The organism is Moraxella nasibovis, assembly GCF_029581575.1.
Taxonomy (GTDB): Bacteria; Pseudomonadota; Gammaproteobacteria; order Pseudomonadales; family Moraxellaceae; genus Moraxella; species Moraxella nasibovis.
Window position 1 is genome coordinate 2149577 of record NZ_CP089975.1, and the last position, 19146, is coordinate 2168722.

Annotated in this window: 24 protein-coding genes and 1 pseudogene; 10 read left to right on the forward strand and 15 right to left on the reverse strand. The window is 46.7% G+C overall.

Going from position 1 to position 19146, the window contains the following annotated elements:
- The first annotated feature begins 364 nt into the window (after nt 1–364).
- A complete protein-coding gene (locus tag LU290_RS10240) occupies nt 365–847 on the forward strand; it encodes a DUF411 domain-containing protein (protein WP_025235803.1) in 483 nt (160 codons plus the stop codon).
- Between the two features lie 214 nt (nt 848–1061).
- On the opposite strand, the gene cueR is transcribed toward LU290_RS10240, so the two are convergent.
- Nucleotides 1062–1466, reverse strand: coding sequence for a Cu(I)-responsive transcriptional regulator (gene cueR, locus LU290_RS10245; protein WP_277808476.1), 405 nt, complete (start codon nt 1464–1466; stop codon nt 1062–1064).
- 172 nt (nt 1467–1638) lie between these two features.
- Between cueR and LU290_RS10250 the strand changes: the two genes are divergently transcribed.
- The 5 genes and pseudogenes from LU290_RS10250 (at nt 1639) to LU290_RS10270 (ending at nt 6165) form a co-directional block, all read left to right on the forward strand.
- Entirely contained in the window at nt 1639–1782 is a 144-nt protein-coding gene (locus LU290_RS10250; protein WP_174521842.1) for a hypothetical protein, read from the forward strand.
- Between the two features lie 77 nt (nt 1783–1859).
- Entirely contained in the window at nt 1860–2579 is a 720-nt protein-coding gene (gene copM / locus LU290_RS10255) for a CopM family metallochaperone (RefSeq protein WP_277808477.1), read from the forward strand.
- A 193-nt stretch (nt 2580–2772) separates the two neighbouring features.
- Nucleotides 2773–3522 carry an NADPH-dependent F420 reductase gene (locus LU290_RS10260; RefSeq protein ID WP_277808478.1) on the forward strand — a complete coding sequence of 250 codons (750 nt, stop codon included), beginning with the start codon at nt 2773–2775 and terminating at the stop codon, nt 3520–3522.
- A 194-nt stretch (nt 3523–3716) separates the two neighbouring features.
- A pseudogene (locus LU290_RS10265) lies at nt 3717–5075 on the forward strand (NtaA/DmoA family FMN-dependent monooxygenase).
- Nucleotides 5076–5217: 142 nt separating this feature from the next.
- Complete coding sequence (locus LU290_RS10270) at nt 5218–6165, forward strand: NAD(P)H-dependent flavin oxidoreductase (RefSeq protein ID WP_277808479.1); 948 nt, start codon at nt 5218–5220, stop codon at nt 6163–6165.
- A 104-nt stretch (nt 6166–6269) separates the two neighbouring features.
- Here the strand turns inward: LU290_RS10270 and LU290_RS10275 are convergent, their stop codons facing one another.
- Nucleotides 6270–6620: a winged helix-turn-helix transcriptional regulator gene (locus LU290_RS10275; RefSeq protein ID WP_277808480.1), complete on the reverse strand. Its 351-nt coding sequence runs from the start codon at nt 6618–6620 to the stop codon at nt 6270–6272.
- A 137-nt stretch (nt 6621–6757) separates the two neighbouring features.
- On the opposite strand from LU290_RS10275, the gene LU290_RS10280 reads away from it, so the two are divergent.
- Both LU290_RS10280 and LU290_RS10285 read left to right on the forward strand, forming a co-directional pair.
- Entirely contained in the window at nt 6758–7417 is a 660-nt protein-coding gene (locus tag LU290_RS10280) for an NAD(P)-dependent oxidoreductase (RefSeq protein ID WP_277808481.1), read from the forward strand.
- A gap of 83 nt (nt 7418–7500) precedes the next feature.
- Nucleotides 7501–8118 carry a DsbA family protein gene (locus tag LU290_RS10285; protein WP_277808482.1) on the forward strand — a complete coding sequence of 206 codons (618 nt, stop codon included), beginning with the start codon at nt 7501–7503 and terminating at the stop codon, nt 8116–8118.
- Nucleotides 8119–8168: 50 nt separating this feature from the next.
- On the opposite strand, the gene LU290_RS10290 is transcribed toward LU290_RS10285, so the two are convergent.
- Both LU290_RS10290 and LU290_RS10295 read right to left on the reverse strand, forming a co-directional pair.
- A complete protein-coding gene (locus LU290_RS10290) occupies nt 8169–8765 on the reverse strand; it encodes a glutathione S-transferase N-terminal domain-containing protein (RefSeq protein ID WP_277808483.1) in 597 nt (198 codons plus the stop codon).
- 14 nt (nt 8766–8779) lie between these two features.
- Nucleotides 8780–9382 (reverse strand): YqiA/YcfP family alpha/beta fold hydrolase, encoded by a 603-nt coding sequence (locus tag LU290_RS10295; protein ID WP_277808484.1) that lies wholly within the window; start codon nt 9380–9382, stop codon nt 8780–8782.
- Between LU290_RS10295 and LU290_RS10300 the strand changes: the two genes are divergently transcribed.
- Nucleotides 9381–9749: a DUF1289 domain-containing protein gene (locus tag LU290_RS10300; RefSeq protein WP_277808485.1), complete on the forward strand. Its 369-nt coding sequence runs from the start codon at nt 9381–9383 to the stop codon at nt 9747–9749. The two genes, LU290_RS10295 and LU290_RS10300, sit on opposite strands and share 2 nt — an antisense overlap.
- Nucleotides 9750–9787: 38 nt before the next feature.
- Here LU290_RS10300 and LU290_RS10305 read toward each other — a convergent pair whose 3' ends face one another.
- The 7 genes from LU290_RS10305 to gshA all read right to left on the reverse strand — a co-directional run bounded on the left by LU290_RS10305 (nt 9788) and on the right by gshA (nt 15156).
- The gene (locus LU290_RS10305) at nt 9788–10189 is read right to left on the reverse strand and encodes an FKBP-type peptidyl-prolyl cis-trans isomerase (RefSeq protein ID WP_277809607.1); all 402 of its coding nucleotides are present in this window, start codon (nt 10187–10189) and stop codon (nt 9788–9790) included.
- Nucleotides 10183–10410, reverse strand: coding sequence for a DUF1653 domain-containing protein (locus tag LU290_RS10310; RefSeq protein ID WP_277808486.1), 228 nt, complete (start codon nt 10408–10410; stop codon nt 10183–10185). The genes LU290_RS10305 and LU290_RS10310 overlap by 7 nt, the downstream gene beginning before the upstream one ends.
- Before the next feature lie 4 nt (nt 10411–10414).
- On the reverse strand, nt 10415–11053 hold the full coding sequence (locus tag LU290_RS10315) for a histidine phosphatase family protein (RefSeq protein WP_277808487.1): 639 nt from the start codon (nt 11051–11053) through the stop codon (nt 10415–10417).
- On the reverse strand, nt 11054–11323 hold the full coding sequence (locus tag LU290_RS10320) for a hypothetical protein (RefSeq protein ID WP_277808488.1): 270 nt from the start codon (nt 11321–11323) through the stop codon (nt 11054–11056).
- A 114-nt stretch (nt 11324–11437) separates the two neighbouring features.
- Nucleotides 11438–12835 carry a UDP-N-acetylmuramate:L-alanyl-gamma-D-glutamyl-meso-diaminopimelate ligase gene (gene mpl / locus LU290_RS10325; protein WP_277808489.1) on the reverse strand — a complete coding sequence of 466 codons (1398 nt, stop codon included), beginning with the start codon at nt 12833–12835 and terminating at the stop codon, nt 11438–11440.
- A gap of 106 nt (nt 12836–12941) precedes the next feature.
- Nucleotides 12942–13442 carry a disulfide bond formation protein B gene (locus LU290_RS10330; protein WP_277808490.1) on the reverse strand — a complete coding sequence of 167 codons (501 nt, stop codon included), beginning with the start codon at nt 13440–13442 and terminating at the stop codon, nt 12942–12944.
- A 145-nt stretch (nt 13443–13587) separates the two neighbouring features.
- Entirely contained in the window at nt 13588–15156 is a 1569-nt protein-coding gene (gene gshA, locus LU290_RS10335; RefSeq protein ID WP_277808491.1) for a glutamate--cysteine ligase, read from the reverse strand.
- Nucleotides 15157–15413: 257 nt separating this feature from the next.
- Here gshA and tyrS point away from each other — a divergent pair, with 257 nt between their 5' ends.
- On the forward strand, nt 15414–16625 hold the full coding sequence (tyrS, locus tag LU290_RS10340) for a tyrosine--tRNA ligase (RefSeq protein WP_277808492.1): 1212 nt from the start codon (nt 15414–15416) through the stop codon (nt 16623–16625).
- 62 nt (nt 16626–16687) lie between these two features.
- Here tyrS and LU290_RS10345 read toward each other — a convergent pair whose 3' ends face one another.
- The 4 genes from LU290_RS10345 to argH are packed head-to-tail and all read right to left on the reverse strand — an operon-like array spanning nt 16688 to nt 19026.
- Nucleotides 16688–17161 carry an acyl-CoA thioesterase gene (locus LU290_RS10345; RefSeq protein ID WP_277808493.1) on the reverse strand — a complete coding sequence of 158 codons (474 nt, stop codon included), beginning with the start codon at nt 17159–17161 and terminating at the stop codon, nt 16688–16690.
- Nucleotides 17161–17457, reverse strand: coding sequence for an oxidative damage protection protein (locus LU290_RS10350; protein ID WP_277808494.1), 297 nt, complete (start codon nt 17455–17457; stop codon nt 17161–17163). Before LU290_RS10350 ends, LU290_RS10345 begins: the two co-directional genes overlap by 1 nt.
- The gene (locus LU290_RS10355; RefSeq protein ID WP_277808495.1) at nt 17454–17690 is read right to left on the reverse strand and encodes a hypothetical protein; all 237 of its coding nucleotides are present in this window, start codon (nt 17688–17690) and stop codon (nt 17454–17456) included. Before LU290_RS10355 ends, LU290_RS10350 begins: the two co-directional genes overlap by 4 nt.
- Nucleotides 17662–19026, reverse strand: coding sequence for an argininosuccinate lyase (gene argH / locus LU290_RS10360; RefSeq protein ID WP_277809608.1), 1365 nt, complete (start codon nt 19024–19026; stop codon nt 17662–17664). The genes LU290_RS10355 and argH overlap by 29 nt, the downstream gene beginning before the upstream one ends.
- Nucleotides 19027–19146 lie beyond the last annotated feature (120 nt).

Below are 19146 nucleotides of genomic sequence, written 5' to 3' on the forward strand. Positions count from 1 at the left end.
AAAAAATTGTCAATCCGCAAAAATAATCCTTGACCCTAACGCAAGGTTAGGTTTTATGATACGCTCATCAAAACAAAAAAGCAATGCTTTTAATCGCTTAAAAGCACTTTGTTTTGATAATCCACTTTAACTTAACATTCGGAGAAACTGTTATGAACGCTGATTTTGTTCAAAACCAACACGCCCACTGCGGCTGCCAATCTTGCACAGGGCAAAATTGCAATCCAAAATGCAACTGCCAAAATGGCGAGCCCTGCATTTGTCAAAACTGCACTTGTGGCGATTGTGATTGCAAGTAATTGATTAACTAAAAACATTGGGCGGGCTTAGGTTTGCCCAATGTAACCCACGACGAGGCAAAACAATGAACAAATCCTTTTTTGGCAAAACCTTGGCCCTATCAGCCGTCTTGGCAAGCGTGGCAGGCGTAGGCTGGATGCTCGCCAACCCCGCCCCCGCAGAGGCCAAACCCGTACTGGAAGTGTACAAAAGCCCAAGTTGCGGCTGCTGCGGCGAATGGGTCAAGCATATGCAGGACAACGGTTTTAGCGTGAAAATCCACGACACCGGCAACAGCCAAATCCGCACACAAATGGGCATATCGCCCAAATACGGCTCCTGCCACACCGCCGTGATTGACGGCTACGCCGTCGAAGGGCACACGCCCGCATCAGAAGTCAAACGCCTGCTTGCCGAACGCCCCGACGCCGTCGGCATCGCCGTGCCCGCAATGCCCATTGGCTCGCCGGGAATGGACGGTGAAGCGTACGGCGGCCGAAAAGACCCCTACGATGTGCTGCTGCTGGGCAAAAACGGCACGCACAGCGTGTACCAAAGTTATCCTTGAACGCTCGGCAAAAAAACCAGCCTGAAAACGCTCATCGGTTTTCAGGCTGAATTTTTCTCATCAAAGCGTCAAAAACCGCTGTTTTTTACCACCGATAAGTGCTTCTTGCGGTAAAAAACAGCGGTAAAACGGCAAATTGTGTTTTTTAAGACGGCCTTCTTAAATTAAACCTGCCTGAATTAACCCTGCCTGAAAAAACCGCCAAAAAACTTTGTCAGCCCTTATCCTCACCGCTCTCCGCCAAGCCTTTTAAAATCGGGCAGTCGGGGGCGTTGTCGCCGGTGCAGGCGTCGCTCCACGCCTGCAAGGTGGCTTTCATCTGTGTCAGTTCTTCGATTTTCTGGGTCAAAAATTCAATGTGCATATTTGCCAACGCTTTGACTTCACAGCTTTTGCGGTGTGGATTGTCCTGCAGTGCCAAAAGCTCGCCAATTTGGGCAAGCGAAAAGCCCACGCCCCTTGCTTTGGCGATGAATTTTAGGCGGTCAAGCGTATCATTGCCATAAATACGATAGCCTGATGCACTGCGTGAAGTGTTTGATAACAAACCCAACTTTTCATAATCACGGATTTGCTTGATGGACAGCCCTGTGGCTTTGGACGCTTGACCGATGTTCATTGTTGCTCCTTGTTTTGGCGTTTGTAAAAAATTGTCAATCCGCAAAAATAATCCTTGACCCTAACGCAAGGTTAGGTTTTATGATACGCTCATCAAAACAAAAAAGCAATGTTTTTAGTGGCTTAAAAACGGTTTTTGTTTTGATAATCAACCTTTAATTTGGAGAATTGTTATGAACGACATCATCAAAAACCCAAACGCCCACTGCGGTTGCCAATCTTGCACAGGGCAAAATTGCAATCCAAAATGCAACTGCCAAAATGGCGAGCCGTGCATTTGTCAAAACTGCACTTGTGGCGATTGTGATTGCAAGTAATTGATTAGCTAAAAACATTGGGCGGACTTATGTTTGCCCAATGTTTGCCAAATCCCATTTTGATAAGGAAAACTGTAATGAAAATGTTTAAAAACCGTGCCGTACAATTATCTGCCCTTGCCCTTATTTTGGCGACTTTAACCGCTTGTGGTAATGCCAAAAACGATATACCAACGCATTCTAATGCAGGCGATAGCAACTACACCCAAAGCACTCACGACACCACAAACAACCACGCCAATATGAACCACTCTGCTATGGCAATGGACACTCAAAATGCTCCGCCCCATACCCAAGCCTATCTTGCAATGATGAACAAGATGGGCGATGAGATGAGCAAAGCGGGCAATCTTGCCGATGCTGATACCGCTTTTGCCAAAGGTATGATTCCGCACCATATCGGAGCAGTTGAGATGGCAAAAGTACAGCTTGAATTTGGCAAAGACGAAACAATGAGAAAACTTGCCCAAGCGATTATTGATGGGCAACAAGCCGAAATTGACTTGATGAATGGCTGGCTGAATGGCAAAGACACGACCACCCAAAACGCCAACGCCCCACACGCCAAAGCCTATGCCTTGGACAATTCACACAGCGAAATGATGACGGCAATTTATGAGACCGACCCTGATGTCGCCTTTGCCAAAGCGATGATTCCCCACCACAAGGGAGCGGTCAATATGGCAAAAGTGCAATTAGAATATGGCAAAGATAAAGCAATGCAAGATTTGGCAAAGCAAATCATCAATGCCCAAGAGCCTGAAATTAAGCTGATGGAAGATTGGCTAAAACAGTAGGGGCAATAAGGCAAAAGCATCGTTTTTAAAATAAAAGCGGTGTTTTTATTTTTAAATTTTGCAAAATATTTTCAGACGGCTTAAACCATCTATCTTTCCATTTTTAAAAATCAGCTTCCCATTTTTCGCCATTTAATCTTTAAAAACAAAATTGTATAATATCCATATTCTTCTCAAAAAATAGGTACAAACAATGAACATCGGCATTATCGGTATCGGACAAATTGGTGGAACAATCGCCCAAAAACTCGCCCAAGCGGGGCATACAGTAAAGGTCGCCAACTCAAAAGGCATTGACAGCGTGGCGGATTTTGCTAAAAGTATCGGAGCAATGCCTGCTGATTTGACGAGCGTGGGACAAGAGGCACAAGTGCTGATTTTAGCCATTCCCACGCCAGTGATTGCCGATTTGCCCCCAAGTTTGTGGGCGAGTTTGTCGCCTGATTGCGTGGTGGTGGACACCGCCAATTATTACCCTGAATTTCGTGATAAAGCCATTAGCGACATTGACAACGGAATGGCGGAGAACCTTTGGGTAAGCCGTGTGGTGGGGCGTGGCGTGGTCAAGGTGTTTAATATGCTCCTTGCCCATTCGCTTGCCAATTTGGGCAAAAACAAAGGCGAACCAAACCGCCTTGCAATGTGGGTGGCAGGCGATGACGAGAGCCAAAAACGGCTTGTGATGAGCTTGGTTGATGAATGCGGATTTGACCCGCTTGATGCGGGCGATTTGGCAAATTCGTGGCAACAACAGCCTAATTCGGCAGGGTATTGCACAGATTTTACCGCCGATGAATTACGCCAAAGCCGTGCAAATTCCGCCCAAACACCAAACAGCGTCCGCCAAAACCGAGCCTATGCGGCGGGCGAATTGCCCAAACTGACAGGGGGCGACTTTTCGCACGATAAAGTCATTGGGGCTAATCGGATTTTGAATGTGTAAAATGGTTTGAATTAAGCACCGTTTTTATGATGAAAACGGTGTTTTTTATTGGAAATAATTTTCAGGCTGGCTGAAAATCCATTTCTTAATTTTTATCTTTCCATTTTTAAAAATCAACTTCCCATTTTTAACCATTCAATTATCAATAATAAAATTCTATAATATCCCCATACTTTTTAATGGGAGAACCCAAAATGACCGACTATCTTGACAATTCAAACAAAAAAATCAAACTCGCCCTGCAACTCGTCTCTGGCTATGCGTCCGAATTTCAATCGTGGCGATTGCCCGAAAGCCACGAGAAAGCCTATACCGACATTGATTTTTATGTGGAAATGGCACAAACGGCCGAACAAGGCAAAATCCACACCCTATTTATCGCCGACACGCCGTCCTTTGGTGGGTCGGGTGGCGGTTCGGACATTGCCACTCGCTCGCCTGCTTTTGTGCTTGAACCAATGGTAATGCTCTCCGCCGTTGCCTACGCCACACAAAAAATCGGAATGGTGGCAACTTTTTCAACCACTTACAATCTGCCTTATAATTTGGCTCGTCAGCTCAAAACACTGGACACCTTATCCAAAGGGCGTTTGGGCTAGAATGCGGTTACCACAGGCACGCCTTTTACCGCTTATAATTTTGGCGACAAGCCCTTGCCCGACACCGCCACACGCTACGAAATGGCATTTGAGATGGTAGAAGCGGTGCAAACTTTGTGGGGGACTTTTGGCGAAAATGCCTACATCACCGACAAAGCCACAGGGCAATTTGCCGATATGAGCCAGATTAAACCCGCCAATTACAAAGGCAAACATTACCAAGTCAAAGGGGCGTTGCCCATTCCTGCCACACCGCAAGGACAACCGCCCATTTTTCAGGCAGGCCCAAGTCCCGAAGGCATTGAGCTGGCAGGACGCTTTGCCAGTGGCGTGTATGCCAATCCGTTTACCATTGATGAAGCCCGTGCCTATCGCAATGTGTTAAAACAAAGTGCAATGGCTCACGGTAGAAATCCAAATGAAATCAATATGTTTAGCGGATTTATGTTTACCATTGGCGACACTTATGAAGAGGCACTCGCTCGCAGAATGCAACTCATTGACTTTATGAGCGATGATGAATTTTATGGGCAAATTCGCTATTTATCGGCGATGATAGGCGTAAATTTGCACGGTTTGGATTTGAATGAACCCTTGCCAATCGCCCTACAAAATCAGGCGACACCGCACCCCAATGACCCCCGTTCGCCCCGTGCGGTGGAGCTGATTAAAAAAGGAATGTCGCCCAAAGAAGTGCTTGCGGGTGGCGTGATTAACTATCACCCTGTGGTGGTGGGGACGGCTCACGATGTCGCGGATTTTATGGAAGAATGGTTTAAGGCGGGGGCGACAGACGGCTTTTCGCTTGCCCCCGACAGCCAAATGGGCGTGCGTGAGTTTGTGGAAAAAGTCGTGCCGATTTTGCAGGAGTGGGGGATTTATCATCTTGATTATGCAGGCGATACGCTAAGGGAGCATTTGGAGGTAAGTTATCAGTATGGGTTGAGAAATTAAGAGGATATTAGGAATAGGACACCGTTTCAAAAAAAGTGGTTTTTTCCATTTTTGGAAATTAACTTTCCAAAAATCGCCATTCCATTGCCAATTCTAAAATTTTATAATACCCCCATTCCATTTATTTTAAAGAGAAAATTTGATGAACCGCATTAGCCAAATCTTAAACATAAAACACCCCATTGTCCAAGCCCCAATGTCGTGGCTGACGAATGCTCATCTTGTGGCAAGCGTTGGCAAGGCAGGCGGCTTGGGCTTTTTAGCCCCACACGCAGGGCAGACGACCAATCCGACTTCAAACGAAGAAGTTTTGGAGCGTATGCGTAACGAAATCCGCAAGGTCAAAGCCTTGACCGATAAGCCTTTTGGCGTGCCATTTATGTTGTCGTACGATTTTTCGCTGATTCCCTTAATGGTGGATTTGTTTATTGAAGAAAGCGTGCCTGTGGTGCTGGACAATGGCTGGCTTGACCCCGAGATTTACGCCAAACTTAAAAATGCTGGCATTAAAATCATCTGTCGTTTGCCCAATCCCAATTTGGCGGACGCACTCAAAGCCCAAGCGTTGGGGGCGGATATTTTGGTGCTGACGGGTTTTGATGAAGGTGGTACATTGCCAATGAAAGAAGTGGGCAGTTTTAATGTCTTGGCGGAATTTGTTGGCAAAGTGGATTTACCGATGATGCTGGCGGGCGGCATTGCCGATAAAAAATCGGTTCAGGCTGCCCGAGCTTTGGGGGCGGAAGGCGTATGGATTGGCACGGCATTTATCGCCACTGTTGAGTGCCGTAGTCATCAAAAGGTGAAAGAATGGATTGTGAGTGCAACGGCGAATGATTTGTTATTGTTCCGTACCGAGCCGTATTATTACCGTTCATTGCCAACCGAACTGGCGAAAAAATGCTTTGAAATGAGCGAAAACGGGGCAACTCGTGCCGACATCGCCGTCGTTATGAACGCTGGTACAGGAATGCGTTTGGGTATGCTGGACGGCGATTTTGACAATGGTTATGTGTCGGTGGGTAACGGCATTTCAGCGATTGATCGGATTAAAACCGTGCAAGAGTTGATTGATGAGTTAATGGGTTAAAGGACTTTTTATATCTTAATATCGGGGAGAGTAATTTTACTCCCCGATATTTTTAAATCAACAAAATGATATTTTTAAGGTTCATCTTAATTAACAAGCTCAACTCATTTTGTACTTGCCAAAATCCCATTCAAATTATTTTCCAGCCAATCCACCAAACCATAAATTTTCTCGCTCGCCTGCCGTCCATATTCGGTCAGCGTATAATCGGTGTGCGGTGGCACGGTGTTATAAGAATGACGAATCAGCATTCCGTCCGCCTCCAACTGTTTTAAAGTCTCGGACAGCATTCGCTCGCTCACGCCTTCAATTTCACGGCGAATCTCACTAAATCGCTTGGTGCCGTCAAGCAGCACAATCATTACCAAAACACCCCAACGGCTGGTCAAATGGTTTAAAATCGCACGGCTTGGGCAGTCTTTGGACAGTACCCGTCCTTTATCAAACACTATCATAAAATACTCTTTAAAAATCAATGGATTAAAATTTATTGTTATACTTACTTTTTTGTAAGTACTTCTAATTTTAAACTAAGGGCGTATAATACATCACATCAATTTAAAAATCAATGTTTAACTTTTTTGGAGTTTTTATGAAAAAATTTGCAGTTATCGGAGCCACAGGTTTGGTCGGCTCTGCGGTGGTCAAAGAATTGGTAAGTCGTGGACATAGCGTTACCGCCTTTGCTCGTAACATTGACAAAGTGGCACAAGCCGACAATGTCAAGGCGGTGGCGATTGATGTCAATGCCCCTGATTTTGCTGATAAATTGACAGGCTTTGATGCGGTGGTCAATGCCTTTAATGCCGGCTGGGAAAATCCCAATATTGTCAATGACTTAAAAACAGGACACGCCAACATTTTAACCGCCAGTAAAACCGCCAATGTGCCGTATTTACTCGTGGTCGGTGGGGCAGGCAGTTTAAATATCGCCCCAAATGTGCAACTGGTGGACACGCCTGAGTTTCCTGCCGATGTCTATCCTGCGGCAAATGTGGTGCGCGAGCTTTTGACCGAGCTTCGCACTCGCACCGATGTTAATTGGGCGTTTTTGTCGCCTGCGATGATGTTTGCGATTAATCCAGTTTCTTTTGAAAAAACAGGGACTTACCGTATCGGTGGCGATGATGTGCTGTTTAATACGGACGGCACGCCTGCCGACATTAGCGTGGCGGATTTGGCGGTGGCGATTGCCGATGATGTAGAAAAACAAGGGCATTTGTTTAAACGCTTTACCGTTGCTAGTAAGTGATTTACCCATTTAAATTAACCAAAATACCCACTTAAAAATTGTTTTGAGTGGGTATTTTTAAATAGCCTTTAAAAAGAGATGATATGAAATTTCTCTATTTATTTGATCCTTTGTGTGGTTGGTGTTATGCGTCATCAAAGGGCATTGCCAATCTTGCCAAAACACACCAAGTTGATGTGTATGCCACAGGATTATTTGCCAATACGGGCAAAATGATGGACGAGCAGTTTGCCAATTATGCGGGGGCAAATGACACTCGCATTAGCCAATTAACGGGCTTACCATTTAGTGAAAACTACCGCCAATTATTATTAAAAGGCGGAGCGTTCGATTCCTTTGCCTTGACGCAGGCGTGTTTTTTGTTAAATCAAGAAACACCAAACGAGCTGTTACCCACTTTTGCCCAATTACAAAAACTGCGTTATGTGGACGGTTTGAACACAAGTGATGTTGATGTGGTTAAAAATGGTTTAATTGCACTTGGTAAAACTCAAATTGCCAAGCGGTTGGGCGATGATGAAGTGATTTCTGGGGCAAATGCGTGGATTAGACAAGGGCGAGTTTTGGCTCATCAGTTCCAAATTAACGGCGTGCCAAGTTTAATCGCCGAAATTGATGGCAAATTTGTCAATGTGCTAAGTCAATTTTTGTATCAAGACACCCAAAATGTGGCGGAAAATATTGAACGGTTTTTGGCTTGATAACATGGAGCAAAAACAAAAACCCTACCCTACAACTCATAGCGGTAAAATCATAACATCGCCACGCTTGTAGGCTCGGTTTCAAGCATTTGAGCATTCAGCTTTTGCATGAGTGGGCTTTGATGAAATTCATGCACGGCTTGCTTGTTGGCATCGCTCAATGCCTCGAACACATGGGGCAGTCGCACGCTAATCCAAATCAAAGCAGCGAGCAGGATTTTATCACCCCAAGCGATACTGGTCGCCGACAAGGTAGGCAGATTTGGCAAAGTCGCCTGCAAAAGCTCAGTGGAGCGTGCCACAAAGGGGTGCAAGTCCTGACCTTCTGGGGCAAACCTTTGGGTAGAAAACGCACGCACGCCCTGTGCCAAAATGCCAAATGCCTTAGAAATGCGTGGCAGCTCGCTGGCGTTGTCAGCATAAAAGTGCGGAGCGATCGCCTGAATGATGAGCGGCGTCTCGGTGACGACCTCGCCTGTATCAAGGCGCAAGGCTGGCACTTGGCTGAACGAATTGACGGCGGTCAGCTCGGCAGGATTATCCCAAGGGGTGACAAATTTAAGCGCCAGATCGACTTGCTCAGCCTTAGCAATCATCAATAAAATACGGGTGTAAGGCGAAGTGGTGCTGATGTATAAAGTGTGCATAAATTCTCCAAAAGTTAATTAGCAAAAGACAGCGCCCACGCCAGAACTTGCCCCACTTGGCTTTCATAGTCGCTCATGCGGTGGTCGCCCCCTGCTTGGGCAAGCACATCTGCCCCTGCGTTTTCATAAAAGGCTTGGGTGGCATGGGCGTCTAGTAGCTCATCACCCATTTTAAGTAGGACTTTGATTTTGCTGGGGTTTTTTATAGTCAAACGATGAGAGTCAAACCACGCCAAATCGCCAAATTTAATATCCCATCCGCCTTCGGTGCGATAAATCACACGCTCATCGCTCAAATTTTGCCCATCAAAATTATCCTGCAAAAAGCGTCTGAACGACAGATCAGGGCGAATGCTTGGGTTTAAAAGTACACAAGGCGCACCTGTCATGTCAGAAAGCAAAGTGGCAAAATACCCACCCAATGATGAGCCAACCAACACAGAGTTTGGATTGTCATCAATCAGCGCCAAGATTTTGGCGACCACTTCATCAGGCGGGCAGTTCAAATCAGGGCGAATGGTCTCGACCCCAAGCGTCTGAGCGTGGCGGGCGGTGATGATGGCTTTGTTGGCATTTGGATCAGCGTCCAAGCCATGCAAATAAATGATGGTCGGCATGAGTTTTCCTTGTTTTGGTAAATGGTACAGACAAAGCATTGCCAAATGTGCAAAAAGTGGTTATAGTAGCTTTCATTTGTCCTTTATCATGTCGCAATTTGAACTGTTTGTCATCGACAGCCCCTGCATCGGCGTCTGCACGCTGAACAAAAAGGGCTACTGCATCGGCTGTCTGCGAAGTCGCAGCGAACGGCAGACTTGGCACACGCTCAGCGACGATGAAAAACACAAAATTCTCACACTCATCGCCAAGCGAGCACGCCGCATACAAGACGCACGCCGCCAAAAACGCCAAGGTGAGCTCGATTTATTTGGCGAAAGCATACAGCTTGACTTGACCGACAGCTTGGGCGGATTGGACAGGTAAGCCAAAGCTTGCAAGAGAACGCAAAGCTTTTTTAAGACTCAGTCCCGAGTCTTGACATCAATGAGCTCAATTTCAAATCTCAAATCACTATTAGGCGGTATCAGCCCCACCGCTCGCTCGCCATACGCCAAAAACGCAGGGACGCTAAGCTGTCTTTTGCCACCCACTTTCATCGGGGGAAAGTCAGGCAAATCGAGGGTTAGACCCCACTTGGCAAGCAGTTTTTCGCCAACATCAGACCCAAGCACACCCAAATCCCAACCCTTGATCACACGCCCTGTGCCAATGACGCATTCAAACGGCACGCCCTTTTGCACCGAGCTGTCAAACACCGTACCGTCCGCCAAATAGCCTGTGTAATGAGCCGTGATGAGCGCCCCACGCTCGGCAGCTTTGCCTGTACCAATGATGGTATCTGTGATGTTAAAATCAGTCATGATAATTCCTTAATAAGCTCAAAGCGTGGCAAAGTTTTGCCATCAACTGCCACCGTTTCACAAAACATCGCAAGCGGTCGCACCCACACCCCATAATCGCCGTACAAAGCACGATACACCACAAGCCATTCCTTCGTTTCAGAATGGCAAGCGGTGTGCAATACTTGATAAAGATTGCCTTTATAATGGCGATAAATGCCTGATTTTACAAGATTTTTTGTCATCACATCATTCATCGCACACTCGCACCTTGGTGACCAGCTCAGCTTGCTCAATGTGGGTCAATAGATACACTTCGCAATTTTTTGGGCGAATGGCAAGCTCGTACTCTCGAAACGCATTCATATCCATCACACGCTCGCCATCTGCGTGCAAAATCTGCCAGATGAGCATACCAATCCACATACCATGAGTAAATACAATGTAATTACCATCTGGCAAATCACGAAATGCCTGCCGCACCTGTTGCACACGGTTCACAAAATTTGCAAAACTGTCTGTCGCTGTGCCGTCTTTATAATTCACATCACCAATACGCCAAAACTCATCAGCAAGCTCAATCAACTCGTCAAATTGCAACTGCTTAATGCGTTCAAAATCCAAATAATCAAATTCGTGCAACGCTTCAATCACGCCTGCCGTCTGCTGTGTCGCCGCCAAATACGGCTCCGCAGTCTGAGCGGTACGCAGATAATGCGAACGAAACACGCCATCTATCGGCTCTGTGATGTTGGCAAGTAGCCAATCGCAAAGCTCATTTGCCTGTGCCACGCCTGCATCGGTCAGACGAATCGCAGGGTTTGGGCGAATGGATAGGCGAGCGTTGGACTCGCTTTGAGCATGACGGATTAGGTAGATTTTTTTCATTTATTGATATTCTTTGGCAAAAGGGTTAAAAGTTACGGTCTGCTTATAATTCACAAAGCGCATATGATCAAAATCATCGGGCTTATCGCCTGTAAAATGCAGCTCAATTGGATAATATTTCGCCCCATTGTTCTTCACTTTAAAATCACTTTCATAACCATAAGCAAGTGGACTGTCTTCGCCATACATAGCCTCTGTGTCAGCACCAGCATCGCCCACAAAATAATTGTTGGTGGATGATGATTCATCAAAATGCCATCGCCAGCCCATCTTTACAAGCATCAAACGAGAATACTTAAAATTATACAAGACGGGCTAAACCCACCATTTTTAAGTTTAACTCATTGAATTTGTTGGATTTTCACTTTGCCAAGCCTACAACACCTATTTTTGCAACGCCTCCACCAATCTGGTGTGAATACTCTCAAAACCGCCATTAGACATGATGATGATGGCGTCATCGGCTTGGGCGTTTGCCACCAGATGAGCGATGATGGCGTCTGTGCTGTCCAGCACCAGCTGATTGTCCGCATTGCCGATGGCGTCCTTCAAGCCCCACGCAAGATTGGCAGGCTCGTACCACAGTACCGCATCAGCAAGGGCGGCAGATGGTGCTAGGCTGTCTTTGTGGCTACCAAGTTTCATCGTGTTTGAGCGTGGCTCGATGACCGCCCAGATTTTGCGACCTTTTAGGCGTTTTTTTGCACCGTCTAGCGTGGTGGTGATGGCGGTTGGGTGGTGGGCAAAGTCATCATACACTTCAATGCCGCCGATGTTGCCGATCAGCTCCATGCGGCGTTTGATCCCTGCAAAGGCGGAAAGGGCAGCACAGGCAGCCTGCACGCTTACGCCGATGTGGTGAGCGGCAGCGATGGCAGCCAGACCGTTATTGACATTATGCAGACCGCTCATGCCCCAATGCACTTCGCCCATCTCATCGCCAAAACGCACTTGCCACGCACCGCCATCGGCTTGCAAAAGTTTGGCTTGCCACTCGGCATCAGCGCCATCATCATTGCCATCGCTGATGTGTGTGCGTGCGACAGGTGTCCACACGCCTTTTTTGAGCGTGTCTTCTAGGCTTTGAGTATTTGATGGCATGATGATTTGCCCGCTCGCTGGAATCATACGAATCATGTGATGAAACTGCGTCTGAATGGCGTCCAAATCCTTAAAAATATCCGCATGGTCAAATTCTAAGTTGTTCAAAATCGCTGTCGTTGGGCGATAATGCACGAACTTTGAACGCTTATCAAAAAATGCCGAATCGTATTCGTCCGCTTCAATGACAAAATATTTTTCGCCCAAATGCGAGCTGTGAGCAAAGGCTTTTTGCAGGCGAGCATCATCGGTATCCACCAGTGGCACACCGCCAATCAAAAATCCAGCGTCAATGCCAGCGTGCTGCAAGACCCAAGCAAGCATCGTCGTCGTGGTCGTTTTGCCGTGCGTGCCAGCGACCGCAAGCACATGACGATTTTTTAGTATTTCTTCATAAAGAAACTGCGGGCCCGAAGTATAAGGCAGGCGCTGATCAAGCATGTATTCAATCGCTTCCATACCACGCTTACAGGCGTTACCCACCACCACCAAATCAGGGGCAGGCTGCAGGTGTTCTGCCTTGTAGCCTTCCCAAATTTCTACGCCAGCGTTTTGTAATTGGGTACTCATCGGCGGATAAATGCCCGTGTCCGAGCCTGTTACCGTATGCCCAAGATCACGAGCCAAAAGAGCCAGCGATCCCATAAAAGTCCCACAAATACCTAAAATATGAATGTGCATAATGTGCCTAATTTGTAAAAAAAATAATGTTGATTAAAAAAGGGGGTTATTTTATAAATTTGCCATAAATCAAATCGCAAATTTTTAATAAAATTTAAAAAATAAATCACGGCTCGTTTTTGATGATTTTGGCAAGCAGTTTAAGCAAAATCCCCACAATCACGATGAACAAAATCATCGTCCAAGCAGGAATGGACAGACCAAGCAGCGTCCAGTCAATCAAAGCGCAGTCGCCATTGCCTGCCAAAACCACCGTCAACACTTCCGACATCGGCAAAGTTTCCACCCAGTAGCCAAGCCCCGGACCGCAGCTTGGTACGGCACTTGGCGAGTAGTGCAGCCAAGTATGGCGAGTCGCCACGCCAAGCCCCCACAACGCCCCTGCCATACTGCCAAGCCACAACAGCAGTCTGACGGCTTTGGATTTTGGGTTAAAAACGAGCGATAACAGAGCAAACGTTCCCATTACCCACAGCCCAATCCGCTGAAAAATGCACAGCGGACAAGGGTCAAGTCCGACCGTCAGCTGCAAATAGCCAATGGCAATCGCTGTCGCTGTCGTGGCAAGCAGCACCAGTAGGGCGTTAATAGCGCGATAAGTGAGCATAATACAACCTGCTTATTAAAATGGATCATGGTTAAAAGTATCATGATAAAATTTTTTCCGTTCGTCCTAAGCTTGTCTAAGGAAGTAGGAAAAACAATTTCTCAATACATTTTAAGCCAAAATAAAATACAATAATATCAATCAGTTAGCGATATGCTTGCACATAATCATAAAAACTGATGGTGTCTGATGATTCAAGCTTGGCTTGCTCTTGTAGCGACTGCTTGGCGATGTCATCAAAATGCTGCTCTTGCGATGGGCTAAGTGCGTGCGTCAAAAGCGCTTTTTGGTGCTTTTGAGCAAGGATTTTGCCCAATGCCCAAGTGCCACCAACACGGCGACTGTCTTCTTCAATTTGAGCGGACAAGGTAAAGGCAGGATTGCTCGCCTTGCCTTGCATCATCGCCAGTGCCGAGCGGTAATCGTTGCCACCGTGATGAGCATCAAACGCATCGGCGATGGCTTGCATTTGTGTGAGATGATGAACAAGCCATGCACGAAAATCCACTTTTTCGCCATTGTCATCAAAAATCTGCACGCCATCAGCACGACCGTGATTGACGATGGTGTCGATGTTATCGGCTAGGCGTTTTTCTTCATCTTTATGCAGCTCTTTTGAGTCGGTCAATAGGCAGTACAACGCCAAAATCTCCAAAAAGCACGCCGTCGCCATCGTGATGCCGATGTCCGAGTACGGATCTAGGTCAATGGCACGAAATTCCACATAAGCAATACCGCGCGCTGCCAGAGCTGCGGTCGGTGTTTCGCCTGATTTGGTGACTTGTTTTGGGCGAATTGGGCTATAAAATTCGTTTTCAATTTGCAAAATGTGGCTGTTGATTTGGATCGGATTGCCATTATCATCATCGACGCCAATCTTGGCAAAATCGGCAAATGGCGTGCCGATCGCTCGGCGAAGTCCTGTGATGTATTCATTCAAATCATTATAGCGAATGTCCAAATCTTCTTGGACGCTGTTGGTGTAGCCAAGTTTGCCCATACGCAGGCTGGTGCCGTTCGGCTGATAAAAACTGCAACTTTCGCCCAGCGGAATCAGACCATGCTCACGACCACTTAAAAAAGTACCGCACACCGCAGGACTTGCCCCAAGCAGATACAGCACAAGTGGCGTTAGGCGTTTAAAATTGCGAATTAAGGCAAGATATTTGGCGTTTTTAAATTGGACAAAATCATCGTCCGTGCCGTTTGTTTCGCTCTGATTAAACCATTTGCCAAACAAATCATCGCCCACTGATAGGTTATAATGCAGGCCTGCAATCGTCTGCATTTTGCGACCGTATCGCACGCCAAGCCCCGAGCGGTAGAGCGTTTTTAGTTTGCCGATATTGGATGAGCCATAATCCGCCAGTGGAATGTCGCTGTCGGTGTCCGAACTCATGCACGGCATAGACATCGGCCACATCAGCTCGTCATTTTCTAGCGAGCGATGCACCAGCAGGTGCAAATCCTTGAGCATGTCAAGGGCTACCTTGATGGTCGGTTTTGGCTCGGTAATCAGCTCAAGCAGATTTTCTGAATAATCGGTCGTGATATAAGGGTGGGTCAGCTTTGAGCCGAGTTTGGCAGGGTGAAAAGTCTTGGCGGCATAGCCATCAGGCTGCATACGAAGCCCTTCTTTTTCGATGCCGCGCTGCATACCTGCGACCAAATTCGGTTCAAACCAATCTGGCAAAGTAAAGGTGTGAGTGGTCATAAATGATCCTAAAATTGTGCCTAATTTTGTCTTATTATAAGGCGTTTTTATGGGGTTTGGATGTGCTGTTTTTTCATAAAGCATGGGAAAATCTCGCCACCGACGCCAAAAGACAACAAAAAGTGGCGACAATCTGCCTATTATAGTCCCAAGCGGTCATAATGGCAAAGAAAATCCATCGTTTGCCGTTTTTTCATGACAAAAATTTTGCTATACTAAGGCGATTTTAGACAATTTTCATTTTAAAAAGGTGTATTATGGCAGATTTTTTACCGCCCCAAGAACAACTTGAACTTTTAAAGCGTGGCGTGGTTGAGATTTATTCTGAAGAAGATTTGTTAAAAAAACTCGCTTTGGGTCGTCCTTTGCGTATCAAGCTCGGTATGGACCCTACCGCCCCTGATTTGCATTTTGGGCATACGGTGGTGCTAAATAAACTGCGTGCCTTTCAAGAGCTTGGGCATGAAGTGCTGTTTTTGATTGGCGATTATACCGCGCGCATTGGCGACCCGTCTGGCAAAAACGCCACTCGTCCGCCACTGTCCGAAGAAGATGTCAAACGAAACGCCGAGACCTACGCCAAGCAAGTCTTTAAAATCCTAGACAAAGACAAAACCAAAATCGTCTTTAACTCTGAGTGGTTTTCTAAGATGTCGGCAGGTGGTATGATTGGGCTGGCAAGCCAGCTGACCGTCTCTCGTATGCTAGAGCGGGACGATTTTTCTAAGCGTTATAACAGCCAAACACCGATCGCCATTCACGAATTTTTGTACCCACTGGTGCAAGGCTATGACAGCATTGCCCTTGATGCGGATGTGGAGATTGGCGGTACGGATCAGACCTTTAATGTGCTGATGGGTCGCACCCTACAATCTCGCTACGGCAAAGAGCCACAAGTGTGCCTGACGATGCCCCTTTTGGAAGGCTTGGACGGTGTGAATAAGATGAGTAAATCTTTGGGTAATTACATCGGCATTGACGAACCTGCTGGCGTGATGTACCAAAAGATTTTGTCTATGCCAGACACTTTGATTGCTCGCTACTTTGAGCTGTTAAGCTTTAAGCCGATGAGCGAAGTCAATGCCCTACTTGACGAGATGGCAAATGGTCGCAACCCACAAGAGCTAAAACGCATTCTTGCTCACGAGCTGATTGAGCGATTCCATGGCTTGGAAGCTGCCGAAAACGCCCATAAATCGGCAGGCAACCGCTTGGCTGATGGCGAGCTACCGATTGATTTGCCAGAAGTTACGCTAAATTTGGCAGACGGTCAGGACAAGCTGTTCATCGCTCAAATCCTAAACCAAGCAGGCTTGGTCAAAAACTCCGCACAGGCAAAAGACGCCCTAAAAAACGGCTCGGTCAAAGTGGATAATGAAGTGGTCGGGGCGGATTTTGCCCTATCAAGCGGTCAAACGGTCGTGATTCAAGCAGGCAAAAAAGCTTATGCTCGGGTGAGTGTGGCATAACATTTCACAGCACCAAAAAAATCCGAAAACATACCATTTTCGGATTTTTTATTGGATAGAATTTACAAAGAACGATTTTCAAACCGCTCAAAAAACGCTCGTTCCTCTGCCGTCCAAGCCGTTTTTTGTCCCTTGTCGTCAGCTCGTACCATCACCGATTCACCTGTTGCGACAATGGCGTTTTGGGCGACACTATAAAACGCCTTTTCAAAGACCACGCTGGTATTACCAAGACTTTTGACTCGCACGCCGATTAACAGCGTATCAGGAAAAGTCACGGGGCGTTTGTATTGACAGCTGTTCGCCGCCAAAATTGTCATGATGTCGGTGCGTGTCTCGACCATATCAGACGCACGCAAATAGCTGATACGAGCCGACTCAGCATAGCGATAAAACACGACATTGTTCAGATGATGAAAGCCATCCATCTCGCCCCACGCCACAGGCTGTACATGCACGCTGGGAAAGTCGTTTAGCACTTCTGGACGCTGATCGCCTGTCAAAATCGGCTCAAAAACACCCTGCACTGCAATCATTACACATCCGCCTTTGGTTTAAAGCCTGCTGGGCGTTCGTAGTCGCCATTGTCTAGGAATAATTCTCGCTGCTGAGCGATGAATTTTTTGGCGTCTTTGTCCGCCATACTCAGGTGTTTTTCGTTAATCAGCATGGTTTGTAGCTCAATCCACTCGTCCCACGCTTTTTTTGAGACGGTGTTTTGGATTTCTTCGCCTTTGGCATTGGGAAACGGTGGATTTGGTAATTTTGGCAATTCTTGTCCGTATTTACGACACATGACAAGATTGGCTTTTGGGTTAAAAATTTCGGTCATTTGGGTTGCCTTTTTTGATTAAGATTAAATATGTCTTCGTTGTCTAAATTTAAATACCACTCTTTCCAACTGTCTGATGTGTCAAACATGTCAAGTGTGAGATTTTGCGTGCTAAGTCCTTTTAAGTTTGTAGAAATCTGGCGTTTAGGCAAACCTTGATTGGGCTTAGTAGTTGTCCAATCAAGGTTGATGTTATTTTTAGGATTAGGCAATCCTTTCTCTGCCCCGCTCAATCGCCCCCTTTACCGCCTGTGGAGCAGTTCCACCAATATGGTTACGAGCATTAAGCGAGCCTTCTAAGGTTAAACACTCAAACACATCATCGCCAATCAAGTCGCTAAATTGTCTTAATTCATCAAGAGACAATTCTGCCAAATCCACACCCTTGGTTACGCCCAACGCCACTGCACTGCCCACCACTTCGTGAGCATCACGGAACGGCAAGCCTTTTTTGACCAAATAATCCGCCAAATCAGTCGCAGTGGCGTAGCCCTTCAAAGTCGCTGCACGCATATTTTCGCTATTTGGCACGATGTTCGGTAGCATATCAGCAAAGGCAAGTAGCGAACCTGTCAGCGTATCCACGCAGTCAAATAGTGGCTCTTTGTCTTCTTGGTTATCTTTGTTGTACGCCAATGGCTGATTTTTCATAAGTGTAAGCAGGGTCGTCAGCTGACCGAACACACGAGCCGCCTTGCCACGCACAAGCTCTGGCACATCAGGGTTTTTCTTTTGGGGCATGATGGAGCTGCCTGTACAAAAACGGTCTGGAATGTGAATAAAGCCAAACTGTGCGCTCATCCACAAAATCAGCTCTTCGCTCATGCGAGACAGGTGCATCATTAGGATTGACGCATTGGCGGTAAATTCAATGGCAAAATCACGGTCGCTCACCGCATCTAGCGAGTTTTGGCAAATGCCTTCAAAGCCAAGCAAGCGAGCGGTAATCGTACGGTCAATCGGATAAGTCGTACCAGCCAGAGCCGCCGAACCCAGTGGCATTTGGTTAATGCGTTTACGAGTTTCGCTAAAGCGTTCACTATCACGGCAAAGCATCTCAAACCATGCCATCACATGATGGGCAAAGCTGACAGGCTGAGCGGTTTGTAGATGGGTAAAGCCTGGCATGATCGTTTCGGTGTGCTGTTCGGCAAGGTCAAGCAGTCCGCCTTGCAGACGCTTTAATAGCGCCAAAATATTGTCAGTCTCGTCTCGTAGCCACAGACGAATGTCGGTCGCCACTTGGTCGTTGCGACTTCTGCCTGTGTGCAATTTTTTGCCGACATCGCCAATCAGGGCGGTAAGCCTACTCTCCACATTCATATGCACATCTTCAAGCTCTACCTTCCAGACAAACTCACCCTTTTCAATCTCGGCTTTGACTTGGTTTAGCCCATCAATGATTTTTTGGCTTTCATCTTTGGTGATAATCCCACACTCGCCAAGCATGGTGGCGTGGGCGATAGAGCCTTGTATGTCTTGGTTTGCCATGCGTTTATCGAAGTTTACCGATGCGGTAAATTCTGCGACAAATTTGTCGGTGGCCTCGCTAAAACGACCGCCCCACATAGATGATGTTTGTGTCATCGCTGCACCTTTTATATATGAAAATTTAAAAAATTACTGGCAATTATAGCACAGCCCACCAATAATAAAACACGCCAAATCCCCATTCTAAGTAGATTGCGG